We start from the raw sequence: 17186 nt of genomic DNA, 5'->3' as shown, positions 1-17186 counted from the left end.
GCAAAGGCGCCCTTGCGCCGTGCCCACCATCTCTCTCGATCGCGAAAAGTGCGTGGGCACGCTTCGCTTTGCCCACCCTACGAGAGCTACGAAGCTACTTATACTCCCGCTCCGTCCACCACGGGAAATAATCCGGCATGTCCGTCGAGACCTTGTTCTTGAACTGCGCCGGACGCTTCTCCAGGAACGACACCACGCCTTCCTTCACGTCGTCCGAGCGGCCGCGGGCATAGATGCCGCGGCTGTCGACCTTGTGGGCTTCCATCGGATCGTCGGCACCCATCATGCGCCACATCATCTGGCGGATCAGCGCGACCGACACTGGCGCCGTCTTTGCGGCAAACTCCTTGGCGAGCGCACGTGCGGTCGGCAGCAGATCGTCCGGCGGGACCACCTTGCTGACGAGGCGTCCGGTAAGGGCCTCTTGCGCCGGGAAGACGCGGCCCGAATAGCACCATTCCAGCGCCTGCGAGATGCCGACGATGCGCGGCAGGAACCAGCTCGAGGCCGCCTCCGGCACGATGCCGCGCTGGGAGAACACGAAGCCGAACCGCGCCGCCTCCGAGGCGATGCGGATGTCCATCGCAAGCTGCATGGTGACGCCGATGCCGACGGCCGGGCCGTTCACCGCGGCGATCACGGGCTTGAGGCACTTGAAGATGCGCAAGGTGACCTGGCCGCCGCCGTCGCGCACCTGCGGGTCGCTGTAGTCGACCTTGCCGTCGGCGAAGCGCTTCACCGGTCCGCGCCGCGCGTCGCGATCGAACGTGTCGGCGCCGGAGGAGAGATCGGCGCCCGCGCAAAAGCCGCGGCCGGCGCCGGTGACGATGATGGCGCGGACCTCGTCGTCCTTGTCGGCGGCGTCGAACGCGTCGATCAGCTCCTTCTGCATCTGCGCGTTGAAGGCGTTGAGCTTGTCGGGCCGGTTCAGCGTGATGGTGAGGATCTGCTCGGCGACCTCGTACTTGATCGTCTCATACGCCATGGTGGTTTCCTTCCTTGTCATTCTTGAATCAATTCTGTCATTGCCGGGCTTGACCCGGCAATCCATCTTTTTGAAGAGGATGGATGCGCGGGTCGAGCCCGCGCATGACGAGTTGTGCTGAGACGCTAGATGCGCGCCGGCTACTTCGCCGGCGGCTTCGGCCAGGGCCGCTGCGGGCCGCGCAGACCTTCGAAAGCCTTGGCCATGCCGAGCACGCCGATGTCGTCGAAGCGGCGGCCGACGATCTGCACGCCGATGGGAAAGCCCTTGGCGTCGAAGCCGCCGTTGAGGGAGATTGCCGGGTTCTCCGACATATTCCACGGCACGGTATAGGCGATGTGCTCGAACGGCTTCATGGGATCGTTGGTTGGCGAGGCCCATTCCGCCGGATAGTTCACGTTCGGCGCAGTCGGCGAGATCACATAGTCGAGCTCGCAAAACAGCTTCGCCGCAGCCGCGCGGATCGCCATGGTCTGGTTGAAGCCGCGGATGACGTCGACGCCCGAGAGCTTGGCGCCTGACCCGCCCCATTTGAGGATATAGGGCAGCACCTTGGCCTGCTCGGCTGGCGTCAGCCTGGACAGATCGTCCCACATCCGCGCGCGCCAGAAATTGTCGAGACCGTCGAGCATCTCGCGCGTGAGGATGCCGCCGACCTCGGTGATGACGCTGCCTGCGGATTCGAACGCCTTGGCCGCCTTCACCGCGACCTCGCGCACCGGCTTCTCCAGCGCCAGGCCGCAGCCGGGATCGAGCATCAACCCGATACGCAGTTTTCGCGGAGACTTTTCCAGTCCCTTCCAGTTCAGCGGCTCGGCCGGCAGGCTCATGCCGTCGCGCCGGTCGGGCTTGGCGATCGCGCTCATCATCAGCGCGCAATCATCGACCGTGCGGGTCATCGGGCCGGCGACACGGCCGACATAGGTCGGATCGATCGGCACGCGGCCGAAACTCGGCTTCAGGCCGACGAGGCCGCACCAGCCCGCGGGCAGGCGCACCGAGCCACCGATATCGGTGCCGAGATGCAAGGGGCCATAGCCGGCTGCAGCCGCGGCGCCTGCGCCCGCACTGGAGCCGCCCGGGTTCTTGCTGAGGTCCCAGGGATTGCGCGCGAGCGCATGGAACGAGGAGAGCCCGGAGGACAGCATGCCGTAGTCGGGCATGGTGGTCTTGGCGAAAATGATGCTGCCTGCTTCACGCAGGCGCGCGGCGGGCGGGGCGTCCTTCTCGGCCGGCACGAGCTTGACGCTGGCGGCGCCCAGCGGCACCGGCACGCCCTTGGTCGCGATGTTGTCCTTCACCGTGACAGGCACGCCATCGAGCGAACCCGAGGGCTCGCCGCCGCTCCAGCGCGCGGTCGAGGCCTTGGCGGCTTCGCGCGCGCCGTCGGGATCGAAGGCGTAGAGAGCGTTGAGATGCGGTTCCCACGCCGCGACATGCGCGAGCACGTCCTCCAGCACCTCGCTCGGCGAGAACTGCTTGGCGCGATAGCCCGCGATCAGATCGACCGCGGACAGATCGTGCAGCGAGGTGACCGCTTCCTGGACGCTCTTTTTATGCATTGCCACCCACCGGCATCCGCGTCTCGACGATGCGGGCGAACATGCTGGCGCCGATCGGCAGGATCTTGTCGTCGAGCACGAAGCCGGGATTGTGCACGGGCACCGAGCCGTCATGGCCGACCCAGAAATAAGCGCCGGGAATGGTCTCCAGCATGTCGGCGAAATCCTCGCTGCCCATCTTCGGTTGGGTGCGGGTGATCACGTTGGCGGGATCGACGATCGTGCGCGCGACCTCCTCGACCACCTTGGACTGCTCGACCTGGTTGACCAGAACGTTGAAGGTGTCGCGGATGTCAACATCGATCGCGCAATTATAGGCGCTCGCGATGCCGGCGCAGATGGTGCGGATGCGTTCGCTCACCAAGGTGCGGACTTCCTTCGAGAAGGTGCGGATGGTGCCGCACAGATGCGCATCGCCGGGAATGACGTTGTAGGCGGAGCCGGCATGGATCTGGGTGATCGAGATCACCGCAGCCTGGAGCGGCTCGACGTTGCGGCTGACGATGGTCTGGATCGCCTGCGCCAGCGTGGTGGCGATGATCACTGCGTCCTTGGAGCGCTCGGGCATCGCGCCATGCGCGCCATAACCGGTGATGCGGAGGTCGAAGAAGTCGGCGGCGGCCATGGCGGGCCCGGGCAGGATCGCGATCTCGCCATGGTTGAGGTCGGGCGCGTTGTGCAGACCGTAGAGCTCGTCGCACGGGAACTTCTCGAACAGGCCGTCCTTGATCATGGCGCGGGCGCCGCCGAGGCCTTCCTCGGCCGGCTGGAAGATCAGGTGCACGGTGCCGTCGAAATTCCGGGTCTCGGCGAGATAGCGCGCGGTGCCGAGCAGCATGGTGGTGTGGCCGTCATGGCCGCAGCCGTGGAAGCGGCCGGGGATCTTCGAGCTCCATTTCAGGTTGGTGTTCTCTTCCATCGGCAGCGCGTCCATGTCGGCGCGCAGGCCAATGCGCTTGCCGCCGGAGCCCTTGCCCTTGATGATTCCGATCACGCCGGTGCCGCCGAGGCCGCGATGCACCTCGATGCCCCAGCTTGTCAGCTTGTCGGCGACGATGCCGGAGGTGCGTACTTCCTCGAAGCCGATCTCGGGATGGGCGTGAAGGTCGCGCCTGATGGCGGTGAGTTCGTCGGCGTAGCCGTCGATGCGATCGATCGTGGGCATGTGTCCTGTCCGGTTAGCGTGAAGGTGGATTGAAAACGGGACCGTTCGGCTTGATGCGGATGCCGGGTCGCAGGCGCGTCCAGGGCAGCGAAGCGGTATCGGCCGGCATCGCGCCGGGCGCGGCGCAGATCATCAGCTCTTCCGCGATCGGTTCGAAATCGGCGCGGAAATGCACCGAGCTCTTGTTGACCAGGATCTTCTGCTCGGTCGGCTCGATGCCGACATAGCGGTACATCGCCTGGTCGGCGAGCTGGGCCTTGTGCGAGGAGACGACGATTCGGACATCGCCGATACGCAAGGCTGCGGACGGGCCCATCTCCATTTCGCGGCCGCCGTAATAAGGACCGGGCGCGATGAAGCGGCCGTCGGAGAGCTGTTCGACCACGAAGGTCTCGCGATAGGGCTCGTCGCCGGGAATGCCGGACTTGCCGCCAAGCGACAGCGTCACGGTGGCGCCGACGCCGGCCGCATGCGCGGCCCTGGCCGATTCCGGATCGTAGATCGCGCCGGTTGCCGCACTCGCCTTGTTGCGCACCAGCGCGCGCAGCATGCCCGTCGTATCGGAGTCACCGCCGGCGCCTGGATTGTCCTGGGTGTCGGCGATGATGATCGGCTTGCTGGCAGTCTTCGAGAGTTCCATGGCATGGCGCACGCCATCGTCGGGCGTCCAGATCTTGCCGTCGAAATCGTCCTCGTGGCTTTCGATCAGCTTCAGAAGCGCGTCCGCCGCGCGATCGGCGTCGTCCTGCGTCCTGCCGTAGGCGAATACGCTGGGGCCGCAGTCGCGGAAATCGGCGGCGGGGAAGCCGGGCGCGAAAGAGAGAGTGGGGACGGCATCGCTCTCCAGCGCGGCGAGCTTTTCGTAGATGCCCTTGGTGGGCTGGTCGTTGGTGCATTGCCAGCTGATCGGGATCAGGAACGGCAATTGCCGGAACGCCTTGGCGAAGCGCCGCTTCGTCTGCAGCAGCAGCGCGAGATGGCGCGCGCAGGCGCGGCCGGTCTCGGCCATGTCGATATGGGGATAGGTGCGGTAGGCGATCAGCGCGTCGGCATGCGCCATCATCTCGGGCGTAACGTTGGCATGGAGATCGAGGCTGGTGACCAGCGGAACATCCTTGCCGATAACGCGGCGCACCCGCGCCAGGATCTCGCCTTCGCCGTCGTCGAGATGCTCGGTCACCATGGCGCCGTGCAGGTCGAGATAGACGGCGTCGATCGGCCCGGCGGCGGCGATGCCGTCGACCATCACCTTCACGATGCGTTCGAAGGCATCCTCCGTGACATGCGCCGACGGGCTCGCGCCGCAGGCAATGGTCGGAACGAGTTCCCAGCCGTTCGCTTCAGCGCTGTCGACGAAACCGGCGAGGCCGACATTGATGCGCCGCATCACCTTCAGCACGTCGGCCCCTTCCGTCATCGCCGGCCAGCCGCCGCCATGCTGGAAATCGGCGAAGGTCGCCTTGGTCGGAGCGAAGGTGTTGGTCTCGTGCAGGAAGCCGCCGACGGCGATGCGTGTCATTCAGTGCAGGTCCAGCGTTTGAAAGTGCGCGACGTTAGCCTTGGCTCAGAGGAGAGAGCAAGGTGAGAGGCCATCGCGCCGCGCATGGGGTCAAGCCGTTTTGGGAATGTGTGCCGCGCACACCGTCATTGCGAGCGCAGCGAAGCAATACAGAATCCTTCCGCGGAGAGACTCTGGATTGCTTCGCTGCGCTCGCAATGACGAGCGGATAGACCTACGCGCTCGCCCCTACGCCCTCCGCCACCGGCCGGAAGTTCGCAAAGTCCCAGTCGCGACCGGGTGCCGCGTCCAGCAGGGCCCTGGTGTAGGCCTCCTTCGGATGCGTCAGCACTTCGGCAGCCGGTCCCTGTTCGACGACGCGGCCGTGCTGCATCACCACGACCTCGTCGCAGATCTGGGCTGCGACGCGCAGATCGTGGGTGATGAACAGAATGGCGATGCCGAGGCGCTTCTGGATCTCGTCGAGCAGCTCCAGCACCTGCGCCTGAACCGAGACGTCGAGCGCGGAGACCGCTTCGTCCGCGACCAGCACGTCCGGATCGAGCGCGAGCGCGCGGGCGATCGCGATGCGCTGGCGCTGGCCGCCGGAGAATTGGTGCGGATAGCGCGACACTGCGTCGGCGGGCAGGCCGACCAGCTCGAGTAGCTCGCGTGCCCGCTTCATCGCATCGGCATGCGACTTGCCGTAATTGATCGGGCCCTCCGCGATGCTCTCGCCGACGGTGACGCGCGGGTTGAGCGAGCGGTAGGGATCCTGGAACACGATCTGGATCTTCTGCCGGTGCGGCTGCAGCAGGCGGCGCGAGATGTCGGCGATCTCGCGGCCGGCGAGGCGCACGCCGCCGGAGGTCGGATCGATCAGGCGCACGATGCAGCGCGCCACCGTCGACTTGCCCGAGCCGCTTTCGCCGACGATGCCGAGGGTGCGGCCCTTGCGCAAGGTGAGCGTAACCTTGTCGGCGGCGACGACCTCGCGGCCTTTGCCGAAGAAGGCGCGCTCCTTGTAGACCTTGCTGAGCTCGTTGGCCTCCAGCACCACGGGCTCGCGGGTCTCCTCGCGTGGCGGACGCGGCACCAGGCTCGGCACCGAGGCGAGCAGGTTGCGGGTGTATTCCATGGTCGGATTGCGCAGCACGGTCTCGAGCGGACCGGTCTCGACCAGGCGGCCCTGCCGCATCACCGCGACGCGGTCGGCGATCTCGGCCACGACGCCCATGTCGTGGGTGATGAACAGTACGGCCGTGCCGTGATCGCGCTGCAGGTCGCGGATCAGGGTCAGGATCTGCTTCTGCGTGGTGACGTCGAGCGCGGTGGTCGGCTCGTCGGCAATGAGCAGCTTCGGCTCCAGCACCAGCGCCATCGCGATCATGATGCGCTGGCGCTGGCCGCCGGAGAGGCGGTGGGGGTAGGAGGCGAAGATGCGCTCGACCTGCGGCAGGCGCACCTGGTCCATCATGTCGAGGATGCGCTTCTTGCGCGCCCTGGCGTCGAGGCTGGTGTGCGCGCGCAGCACCTCGTCGATCTGGCGGCCGACCGGCACCACCGGATTGAGCGCGGTCATCGGCTCCTGGAAGATCATCGCCATCTGCGTGGCGCGCAGCTGGCGCAGGCGGCGATCGGTGGCGGTGAGCAGCTCCTCGCCGACCAGCTTGACGCTGCCGGCGGTCGGCACCAGCGTGCCCTTCGGCAACAGGCCCATCGTGGTGAGCGAGGTCACCGACTTGCCTGAGCCGCTTTCGCCGACGAGGCACAGCGTCTCGCGCTCGCGCACCTGGATCGAGATGCCATCGATGATGTTCGCGCCTTTCGGCTGCTTGCCGATGGAGACGACGAGATTGTTGATGTCGAGGATGGTGTTGGTCATGAGGTCACTCCGTCGTCATTGCGAGGCGCGCAGCGGCGAAGCAATCCAGAATCTTTCCGCGGAGCCAGACTGGATTGCTTCGCTCCGCTCGCGATGACGGAACAAGGGGATAAGCCGGCGAACAAATCACTTCCCCTCCCGCTGCTTCATGCGCGGATCGAGGGCATCGCGTGCGGCGTCGCCGATCAGGTTGATGCTGAGGATGGCGATGGAGAGCAACAGGCCCGGCCAGAAGATCAGCGACGGCTTGATCTGGAAGTACTGGCGGCCCTCGGCCATGATGTTGCCCCAGGTCGGCGTCTCCGGCGAGATGCCGGCGCCGAGGAAGGAGAGGATCGCCTCGGTCAGGATGGCGCTGGCGCAGATATAGGTGCCCTGGACGATCAGCGGCGCGATCGTGTTGGGCATCAAATGGCGCCACATGATCTTCGGCAGGCTCGAGCCGACCGAGATCGCCGCCTCGACGTATGGCTCCTCGCGGGCCGACAGCACAACCGAGCGGACCAGGCGTGCCACGCGCGGAATTTCGGGGATCGTGATCGCGATCAGCACGGTCCAGAGGCTGGCGCCCGACAGCGACACCACGGCGATCGCGAGCAGGATGCTCGGCATTGCCATCAGGCCGTCCATGACGCGCATCATCACGGAATCGACCAGCTTGAAGAAGCCGGAGACGAGGCCGATCGCGAGGCCGATGGCGATCGACAGGATCGCCGCGCCGATGCCGATCAGAAGCGAGATGCGGCCGCCATAGATCACGCGCGACAACACGTCGCGGCCGTAGGCGTCGGTGCCGAGCAGGAATTGCGCGGAGGACGGCTTCAGCCGCTGCGACGGCGCGAGCTGGATCGGATCATGCGGCGCGATCAGCGGCGCCAGGATCGACACCACCACGATCAAGGCGAGCAGGCACGTCGCTGCGGCGATGATCGGCGTCGAAGTGAGGAATCCGAATCGCGGCCGCAACGGCGACGTGATCGGAATGGAGGACTGGGGAAGGGTATCGACCGACATTATGTTCTTGTCCTTGCCTCAGTACCGAATCCGGGGATCGAGCAGGGTGTAGGCGACGTCGATGAGAAGATTGACGACGACGTAGATCAGCGAGGTCAGCAGGATCATCGCCTGGATCACCGGATAGTCGCGCGCCAGCACCGCATCGACGGTGAGGCGGCCGATGCCGGGGATGTTGAACACGCTCTCGGTGACGACGACGCCGGAGATCAACAGCGCAAAGCCGGTGCCGATCACGGTGATCACGGGCACGGCGGCGTTGCGCAGCGCGTGGCGCATCATCACCGCGACCTCGTTGATGCCCTTTGCGCGCGCGGTTCGCACGTAGTCTTCGCCGAGCACGTCGAGCATCGCCGCACGCGTCATGCGCGCGATCAGTGCGATGTAGATGAAGGAGAGTGCGCAGGTCGGCAGGATCATGCGCTCGAAGAACGGACCGAAGCCGTTGAAGATGCTGCGGAAGCCCTGTACCGGCACCCAGCGCAGCTCGATCGCGAAGACCTGGATCAGGACATAGCCGACCACGAACACCGGCACCGAGAAGCCGAGCACGGACAGACCCATCACGAAACGGTCGACCCAGGTGCCGTGCTTCCACGCCGCGATCACCCCCAGGGGAACTGCGACGATGACGGCGAGGATGATGGTGCACAGCGCGATCGAGATCGACGGCTCGACGCGCTGGCCGATCATCTTCATCACGGGCAGGTTGGAGATCAGCGACGTCCCGAGGTCGCCGTGCAGCAGCTTGTTCACCCAGGTGATGAACTGCACGATCAGCGGCTCGTTGAGGCCGAGCGAGTCGCGGATGCGCTCCAGCCGTTCCGGGGTCGCGTTGTCGCCGGCGAGGATCGCGGCGGGATCGCCGGGGGTGAGGCGGAGCAGGAGGAAGACGAACAGCGCGACCACGCCCATCACGGGCACGGCGGCGAAGATTCGGCGAAGGAGATATCCGAGCAAGTTGGATCCGTCAGTTTAGAGTCAAATTGGGTAGGCTTCTTGGGCGGCGCCCTTGGCAACCTGCCACCAGCCTAACATTTCAGCAATTCCCGTGCCATGAGGGCCTTATCCCCAACATGGTCGTCATGCCCGGGCTGGACCGGTGCCATCACTCCAGCGTCGCCAGTAGCCCCGCCATCAGCCGTCCACGCTCAACGAGGCTCTCGACTTCGATATACTCCTCCAGCGTGTGGCCATTGCCGCCGCGCACGCCGAGGCCGTCGAGCGTCGGGATTCCCATCGCGCCGGTGAAGTTGCCGTCGGAGCCGCCGCCGGAGCTTGCATGCGGCAGTTCCATGCCGAGAGACTTGGCGATCCCACGCGCCTTCTCATAGAGCGCCATGGTGCCGGCATCGGGCTCCCACACCGGCCGCGTCACGCCACGCGTGACCTTGAAGGTGACGTCATTGCTGGTGCCCGACAGCGCCAGCATCCGCTCGACACCGCGATCGAGATCGGCCTGGCGCTTGGCCATCGACAGCGCTTCGCCCGTCGCGGTGGTGGCGACGCAATTGACCCACTGTCCGCCATGCACGACGCCGACCGAGAAGGTGCAGTCCTCCGTCGTCATGGCGTCGATGCTGAGAATCTGCCGCGCCATCTCGCGGATCGCGGAGCGTCCCGCCGACAGCGTGGCGCCGGCGTGGCTCGGCCGGCCCGTCGCCTCGAGGTTGAAGCGTGCGATGGCGTAACGCCCGGTGGTGACGCCGTTGTCGGCGCGGCCGGGCTCCGGCACCAGCACGTATTTGTTGCGCGCGGCTTCGGCCTCGATGATGTCGCGCGTCGAGGGCGTGCCGACTTCCTCGTCCGGCGTGAACAGCACCGTGATCGGCAGCGGCGTGGTGAAGGATGCGCGCGCCAGCTGCCGGATCGCTTCCAGCGAGAGATAATTGCCGCCCTTCATGTCGTAGATGCCGGGGCCGTAGCACTTGTTGCCCTCGCGCCGCCATTTCAGCTTCTCGATGGTGCCGACCGGGTGGACGGTGTCCATGTGGCCGGCGATCAGGATGCCCGGCTCGCCCTGCTTCGGGTGGGGAAAGCGCGCGCGGATGACGCCGCCAAAACCCTGGCGGCCGGCGATGCGTTCGATCGTCGCACCCATGATCGCCATATCGCGCGCCGCGATATCGAGCATGCGGTCCACGGCCCCTGCGTCCCAGGTCGGGCTTTCGCATTCGACCCAGCCGCGCAGGCCCTCGAGCATTGCCTCGGAATCAAAGGGGAGATTGGCTGGATTCATCTCAATGTCTCTCGAGCTTGGAAAGATGGAACGCGCATTGCATCGGCGTGGGCAGGACAAGCGGAAGGTGTTGTAGAGCCAAACCGATCTCTATGGAGCCCGCGCATGCGCCGCAAGGGCTTGCAACGAAACCGGATTGACGCGCTCGGCACTGTCTGCAAGTCTCGAAAAGATAAAGGCATTGCATGAGGTTAGTTCGCCCAACGAACGGACTTCATGCTCAATCAATAACCCGCCTTTGAACAGTTTCACGTCAGGAGAACTTTCTATGTTCCACTTCATGCGCCGGGGGCCTCGCGCGTTCGCCTCCACACTTGCGCTGTCGGTCGTCGCGCTTTCGACCGCGCTGGCCTCGCCAGTGCTTGCGGCCGGCAAGACCCTCACCGCGGTGATGCACTCGGATTTGCGCATCATCGACCCGATCTTCACCACCGCCTACATCACGCGCGACCATGGCTACATGGTTTACGACACGCTGGTGGCTCCGGATTCGAGCTTCAAGATCCAGCCGCAGATGGCGGACTGGAAGATCTCCGACGACAAGCTCACCTACACCTTCACGCTGCGCGACGGCCTGAAGTGGCATGATGGTACGCCGGTGACGGCGGAAGACTGCGTCGCTTCGCTCAAGCGCTGGGCCGCGGTCGACGGCATGGGCCAGAAGCTCATGGACTTCACCGCCAGCATCGAGGCGACCGACGCCAAGACCATCACGCTGAAGCTGAAGGAGCCCTACGGCCTCGTCCTCGATTCCATCGGCAAGCCGTCCTCGCGCGTCGCCTTCATGATGCCGAAGCGCCTTGCCGAGACGCCGGCCGACAAGCAGATTCCCGAGCAGATCGGCTCGGGCCCCTTCAAGTTCGTGCAGGGCGAATTCCAGCCCGGCGTGAAGGCGGTCTACGTCAAGAACACCGATTACGTGCCGCGCAAGGAGCCGGCGAGCTGGACCTCCGGCGGCAAGGTGGCGAAGGTCGACCGCGTCGAGTGGATCACCATGCCGGACTCGCAGACCGCGGTGAACGCGCTGCAGTCGGGCGACATCGACTTCATGGAAAATCTTCCCTACGACATGCTGCCGGTGCTGGAAGCGAACAAGGAGCTCAAGATCGAGGTCCTGAACAAGTTCGGTTACCAGACGCTCGGCCGCATGAACTTCCTCCATCCGCCGTTCGACAACGTGAAGGTGCGGCGTGCCGCCTTGCTGGCCATGAACCAGAAGGACGTGCTCGACGCGCTGGTCGGCAACGCGAAGTACCAGAAGATCTGCGGCGCGTTCTTCATCTGCGATACGCCGTTCGCGACCGAGGTCGGCGCCGACACGCTGGTGAAGGGCAACGGCATGGCGGAAGCCAAGAAGGCGCTCGCCGAGTCCGGCTATGACGGCACGCCGATCGTGATCATGGCCCCCGGCGACGTCACGACCCTGAAGGCGCAGCCGATCGTCGCGGCCCAGCTGCTGCGCGAGGCCGGCTTCAAGGTCGACCTGCAGGCGACCGACTGGCAGACCGTGGTGAGCCGCCGCGCCAGCCAGAAGCCGCCGAAGGAGGGCGGCTGGAACATGTTCTTCACCAACTGGGTCGCGCCCGACGTGTCCAACCCGATCGCCAACCTTTCGATCGGCGGCCAGGGCAAGAAGGGCTGGTTCGGCTGGGCGGAGGACGCCAAGATCGAGCAGCTCAAGGACGCATTCGTGCGCGCCTCCTCGCTCGACGAGCAGAAGAAGATCGCCGCCGACATCCAGAAGCAAGCCTATGAGCAGGTGATCTACATCCCGCTCGGGCAGTACCTGCTGCCGAGCGGCTGGCGCAAATCGCTGACCGGCGTGCTCGACGGTCCGGCGACGCCGATCTTCTGGAACGTCGACAAGTCGGAGTAGGGCCAAGTTCAAGTAAGGAAGGGCGCATGTCGCGCCTTTCAGCTCGACCATTGCGCGGCGCCGCTGTCATCAACGGCGCCGCTTGCCGGGAGACCTGCCAAGAAGACTGCCAACAGACCAAGAAGACTGCCAACAGAACTGCCTGGAGAACTTCGATGTTCCAAATCATGCGCCGGGGACGTCCCACGTTCGCCTCCAAGCTTGCGCTTTCGGTCGGAGTGCTTTCGGCACTGGCCTCGCCGGTTCTCGCCGCAGGCAAGACCATCACTGCCGTGATGCATTCGGATCTGCGCATCCTCGATCCGATCTTCACCAGCGCCTATATCTCGCGCGACCATGGCTACATGGTCTACGACACGCTGATCTCGACGGATTCGAACTTCAAGATCCAGCCGCAGATGGCGGATTGGAAGATCTCCGACGACAAGCTGACCTACACTTTCACCCTCCGCGACGGCCTGAAGTGGCATGACGGCACGCCCGTCACCGCGGAAGATTGCGTCGCCTCCCTGAAGCGCTGGGCCGTTGTCGACGGGATGGGCCAGCAGATGATGCTGTTCACCGCGAGCATCGAGGCGACCGACCCCAGGACCATCACGCTGAAGCTGAAGGAGCCCTACGCGCTCGTGCTGGACTCGATCGGCAAGCCGTCCTCGCGGGTCGCTTTCATGATGCCGAAGCGTCTTGCCGAGACGCCGGCGGACAAGCAGATCCCCGAGCAGATCGGCTCCGGCCCGTTCAAGTTCGTCGCATCGGAATTCCAGCCGGGCGTGAAGTCGGTCTATGTCAAGAACACCGATTACGTGCCGCGCAAGGAGCCGGCGAGCTGGACCACCGGCGGCAAGGTGGTGAAGGTCGACCGCGTCGAATGGATCACCATGCCGGACGCGCAGACGGCGTTGAACGCGCTGCAGTCGGGCGACGTCGATTTCATGGAAGCTCCTGCCATCGAAATGTTGCCCACCATCGAGGCAGACAAGGAGCTCAAGCTCGAGATCCTGAACAAGTTCGGGTACCAGACGGGTGCACGGATGAACTTCCTCCATCCGCCATTCGACAACGTCAAAGTCCGCCGCGCAGCGTTTCTGGCGATCAAGCAGAAGGACGTGCTCGATGCGCTGATCGGCAATCCCAAGTACTACAAGACTTGCGCGGCGGCCTTCATCTGCGACACGCCCTACGCGACAGATGTTGGCGGTGAGACCCTCGCGAAAGGCGGGGACATCGCTGCGGCCAGGAAAGCGCTTGCCGAGTCCGGTTACGATGGGACACCGGTCGTGCTGATGGCGCCGGGCGACGTGCTGATGCTGAAGGCCCAACCGATCGTGGTGGCTCAGCAGCTGCGCGATGCCGGTTTCAAGGTCGACCTGCAGGCGACCGACTGGCAGACGGTGGTGAGCCGTCGCGCCAGCCAAAAGCCCCCGAAGGAGGGCGGCTGGAACATGTTCATCACCAACTGGGTCAGCGCCGACGTGGACAACCCGATCTCCAACGTCGCTGTCGGCGGGCAGGGCAAGAAGGGCGGCTGGTTCGGCTGGGCGGAGGACGCCAAGATCGAGCAGCTCAAGGGTGCCTTCGTTCGCGCGACCTCCGCGGAGGACCGGAAGAAGATCGCGACCGAGATCCAGAAGCAAGCCTATGACCAGGTGCTCTACATGCCGCTGGGGCAATATCAAGGGCCGAGCGCGTGGCGGAAGTCGCTCACCGGTGTGATCGACGGTCCCGCGACTCCCGTGTTCTGGAACATCGACAAGACGGAATAAGCTCGCCTGCATTTGAAGAAAGAACGGCGCCGCGGATCTCCGCGGCGCCGTTTTTCATGAAGCGATACTTCTTTGTTTTGCCTTCAGCAGTGGCTGTCGCGCACCTGCTCGAGCCCTTCATTGGCGAAGGGCAGGTTTCTGCTTGGCTGCTCCTCGACCTGCTGCAAAGTGGGCTGCTCAAGTTCCGTCGCGGGCTGATCCGGCTTCTTCTTCGGTTCCATCTCGCAGTCCTCCAGAATTGCTGCAGGACAACATCGAGGCCGGCCACAGGTTCCTCACGCGACCGGACGATGCTGCGGCCTGAACAGCCGTCCCTTCTCGACCACCAGCACGATCGCGAGCGCGGCGAGGGTGGACAGGAAGAAGCCGATCGAGAACGGCAGCAGCGTGCCGTCGAAGCTCTGCCCGATCGCCATGCCGACCACGATCCCGATCAGCGTGGTGATCGAGCCGTAGAGCGAGGAGGCGGTGCCGGCGATGTGGCCCTGCGGCTCCATCGCGAGCGCGGTGAAGTTGGCGACCATCATGCCGAAAGAGAACATCATCAGCGCCGAGAGCGCCATGAATAGGGCGAGCGGCAACACACCGAGGATTTCGGTCAGCAACATGACGCCGGCGACCGCGGTGTAGAGCGTCAGCGCGCCGTGCGAGATCACGCGCATGCCGAGCCGGCCGACCAGCCGCGCATTGAGGAAGCCGGCGATGGCGGTGCCGGCAGCGATCGCGGCGAAAGCGACCGGGAAGTAGTGGCCGAGGTGATAGATGCCGGTGAAGATCTGTTGGGCGCAGAAGACGTAGGCGAACAGCGCGCCCATCACGCTGCCGGCAGCGGTGGCATAGCCGATGGTCTGGCGATGGGTCACGGTCTGCCGGAACGCCGAGAGCACGTCTGCGGGTGCCAGCGATCGGCGCTCGGACTGGGGAAGGGTTTCAGGCAGCCGCAGCACGCACCATGCGAGCGCGAGCAGGCCGTAGAGCATCAGCACCACGAAGATGCCGCGCCACGCCGTCACCAGCAGCACCGTCTGTCCGAACGAGGGCGCGACCACGGGCACCGCGATGAAGATCATCATGGCGAGCGACATCACGCTCGCCATGCGGCGGCCGACATAGCAATCGCGCACGATCGAGGTCGCGATCACGCGTGTCGCCGAGGTGCCGAGCCCCTGGAGCGCACGCGCCAGCAGCAGCGTCTCGAACGAGGGCGCGGCGACCGCCAGCACGCTCGCCACCGCATAGACCGCCATGCCGCCGAGCAGCACCGGCCGGCGGCCGAAACGGTCCGACAGCGGGCCCATCACGAACTGGCCGGCGCCGAAGCCGATCAGGAAGGTCGACAGCACCAGTTGCAGATGGTTCTCGACGGGGATCTTGAAAGCGGCGCCGATATCGGGCAGCGCCGGCAGCATGATGTCCATCGCGAGCGGATTCAGCGCCATGATGGAGGCGATCACGATGACGAATTCCGGAAAACCCATCGGGCGGTGTCCCGAGGACACCCAAGCGTCGGCATTGACGTCGGACAAGAAGCTTACCCCTGCAATCGAGTGACTTATTGAGCTTCGATGCTGCGTTGCACAACCCATGTTTCGGGATGGCTGGCAGGCGGGGGCAGGAACGGTCAAGAATTGGTGAGGTCCCGTCGTCGGCCTGATGGCCATGCTCGACGGCGTCGCAAGCGCATGGAAGCGTTTCTGAAACCGCGTCAAGCTGTGGGCGGCCGGCAACCAGGGATTCACCATAAGACCGCGCATGGTGCGCCGGGGAGATGAATCGGCAACACGTCCTGTCCATGGTGGCCGGACCGGCTGCCGCAACGGCGCCGCGAGAAGCCAGGCCAAACTGAGGTATCGCCCGTGTCCGACATGTCAGGTGCAGCACGATGGTTGGCGCCTGCGGCCAAGGCTGGCAGGCGCAACGTCTGGCTCGCCGGCGTGGTCGCGCTGACAGCGCTGCTGGTGCTCGGCAATCTCGCCAACGATGCCGCGCTCGACCTGCCCTATGGCTGGGACGTCCGGGTCAATTGCGCGGCGGTCGATGCGCATGCCGAAGCGCTCGATCCCTATTTCGTCAAGAACCTGAAGGGCACCAATTATTCTTACCCCTATCTGCCGGTGACGCTGGACGTTTTCCGCCCGCTCTGCGCAGGCGGCGTTCTCCTCGATCACTACCGAAGCATCTATCTCGTCCTCGCCGTGCTCTGCGGGCTGCTGCTGCCAGGCCTTGGCCGAACGCGTCCCAGCGCGCGCGATGCGGGCTTGAAGGTGCTCTGCGCGCTCGGCGCGTTCGTCGGTTTCGAATTCGTGGTGGCGTCAGGGAATTTTGCGCTGCTGAGCGGTGTGCTGACCGTGATCGCGCTGAAGCTGCTGTTACGTCCGCTCGCGTCCGAGCGAGATTCGAGCTTTTCCTTGCGCCTCGCCGGCGCGGCGCTGCTCGGCCTCGTGACCTCGTTCAAGCTGGTGTTCGTCCCGGTGCTGGCGGCGCTCTATTTCCTGCCGCTGCCGCGCGGCCGCAAGCTGGCCCTGATCGCGGTGGCCGCGTTCGCCTTCGCGTTGCCGGTCGCGGTGTCGCGGCTGCTGTATCCCGATCTGTTCGCGAGCTGGCTGCTCGCGATCGCAGGACAAATTTCCGGCCAGCATGCCGTCGGTCTCGTCGAGACCAATCCGTCGCTCTTGCTGCTGGCGCGCGACCTCATGGCTCAGGCCGGCTTCGGTGACGGCAAGCCGGCGATGCTGGCGGCCTATGCGCTCGCCGCGCTCGCGCTCGTGCTGGTGCCGTTCGCGCAGTCCGTCCTGCGCGCGACCGCGCGCGGATCGGCGCGGGGAGGGGCATCGCTCCTGCTAGGGCTCGATCGCTGGCTGATCGATCACCCCCGCACGGCCATGCGCATCACGGTGCTCGCCATGTTCGCGCTCTATCTCAGCTCGCCGCGCCTGAAGGAATATGCCTTCTTCGAGCTCGCGCTTCTTGCCGCGATCCTCATCGTCGATCTTCCGGCCCTGGCGCTCGCCGCCGTTCTCGGCGTCGGCCTCGCCCTTCCGGCCCTGGTCTCGCTTCTGGGCGCGCCGATCGAGGGCACCTTCATCCTCCTCGTCAGCGCGCTGATCTGCTTCTGGATCGTGCTGCTGGATTTCCGCGCGGAGCCCGAGCGGCTGGAGCAGGGGTAAATCGCACGGTGGGCCGGCTCCTTCGGTCTGAA

Annotated in this window: 13 protein-coding genes; 3 read left to right on the top strand and 10 right to left on the bottom strand. The window is 65.3% G+C overall.

Going from position 1 to position 17186, the window contains the following annotated elements; translation table 11 throughout:
• Positions 1–94: 94 nt before the first annotated feature.
• The 8 genes from BDOA9_RS27640 to BDOA9_RS27605 all read right to left on the bottom strand — a co-directional run bounded on the left by BDOA9_RS27640 (position 95) and on the right by BDOA9_RS27605 (position 10348).
• A complete protein-coding gene (locus tag BDOA9_RS27640; protein ID WP_025037186.1) occupies positions 95–985 on the bottom strand; it encodes a crotonase/enoyl-CoA hydratase family protein in 891 nt (296 codons plus the stop codon).
• A 140-nt stretch (positions 986–1125) separates the two neighbouring features.
• A complete protein-coding gene (locus BDOA9_RS27635) occupies positions 1126–2547 on the bottom strand; it encodes an amidase (RefSeq protein ID WP_025037185.1) in 1422 nt (473 codons plus the stop codon).
• The gene (locus tag BDOA9_RS27630; RefSeq protein ID WP_025037184.1) at positions 2540–3712 is read right to left on the bottom strand and encodes a M20 aminoacylase family protein; all 1173 of its coding nucleotides are present in this window, start codon (positions 3710–3712) and stop codon (positions 2540–2542) included. The genes BDOA9_RS27635 and BDOA9_RS27630 overlap by 8 nt, the downstream gene beginning before the upstream one ends.
• Before the next feature lie 13 nt (positions 3713–3725).
• On the bottom strand, positions 3726–5231 hold the full coding sequence (locus BDOA9_RS27625) for a M81 family metallopeptidase (protein WP_025037183.1): 1506 nt from the start codon (positions 5229–5231) through the stop codon (positions 3726–3728).
• Positions 5232–5445: 214 nt separating this feature from the next.
• Entirely contained in the window at positions 5446–7095 is a 1650-nt protein-coding gene (locus BDOA9_RS27620; RefSeq protein ID WP_025037182.1) for an ABC transporter ATP-binding protein, read from the bottom strand.
• Positions 7096–7221: 126 nt separating this feature from the next.
• The gene (locus BDOA9_RS27615) at positions 7222–8109 is read right to left on the bottom strand and encodes an ABC transporter permease (protein WP_025037181.1); all 888 of its coding nucleotides are present in this window, start codon (positions 8107–8109) and stop codon (positions 7222–7224) included.
• Positions 8110–8127: 18 nt separating this feature from the next.
• A complete protein-coding gene (locus tag BDOA9_RS27610) occupies positions 8128–9069 on the bottom strand; it encodes an ABC transporter permease (protein WP_025037180.1) in 942 nt (313 codons plus the stop codon).
• A 148-nt stretch (positions 9070–9217) separates the two neighbouring features.
• A complete protein-coding gene (locus tag BDOA9_RS27605) occupies positions 9218–10348 on the bottom strand; it encodes a M20/M25/M40 family metallo-hydrolase (protein WP_025037179.1) in 1131 nt (376 codons plus the stop codon).
• 268 nt (positions 10349–10616) lie between these two features.
• Between BDOA9_RS27605 and BDOA9_RS27600 the strand changes: the two genes are divergently transcribed.
• Entirely contained in the window at positions 10617–12224 is a 1608-nt protein-coding gene (locus BDOA9_RS27600) for an ABC transporter substrate-binding protein (RefSeq protein WP_025037178.1), read from the top strand.
• A 155-nt stretch (positions 12225–12379) separates the two neighbouring features.
• Positions 12380–13987, top strand: a complete 1608-nt coding sequence (locus BDOA9_RS27595) for an ABC transporter substrate-binding protein (RefSeq protein WP_025037177.1) — start codon at positions 12380–12382, stop codon at positions 13985–13987.
• An 83-nt stretch (positions 13988–14070) separates the two neighbouring features.
• Here BDOA9_RS27595 and BDOA9_RS39070 read toward each other — a convergent pair whose 3' ends face one another.
• Complete coding sequence (locus tag BDOA9_RS39070; RefSeq protein WP_192859621.1) at positions 14071–14208, bottom strand: hypothetical protein; 138 nt, start codon at positions 14206–14208, stop codon at positions 14071–14073.
• A gap of 54 nt (positions 14209–14262) precedes the next feature.
• Positions 14263–15465 (bottom strand): multidrug effflux MFS transporter, encoded by a 1203-nt coding sequence (locus tag BDOA9_RS27590; protein ID WP_445291815.1) that lies wholly within the window; start codon positions 15463–15465, stop codon positions 14263–14265.
• 387 nt (positions 15466–15852) lie between these two features.
• Here BDOA9_RS27590 and BDOA9_RS27585 point away from each other — a divergent pair, with 387 nt between their 5' ends.
• Complete coding sequence (locus tag BDOA9_RS27585) at positions 15853–17154, top strand: hypothetical protein (protein ID WP_244521597.1); 1302 nt, start codon at positions 15853–15855, stop codon at positions 17152–17154.
• Positions 17155–17186: the final 32 nt, after the last annotated feature.

Origin of the sequence: Bradyrhizobium sp. DOA9 (genome assembly GCF_000617845.2) — a bacterium.
GTDB lineage: Bacteria > Pseudomonadota > Alphaproteobacteria > Rhizobiales > Xanthobacteraceae > Bradyrhizobium.
This window is presented reverse-complemented; position numbering and strand designations above follow the sequence as displayed.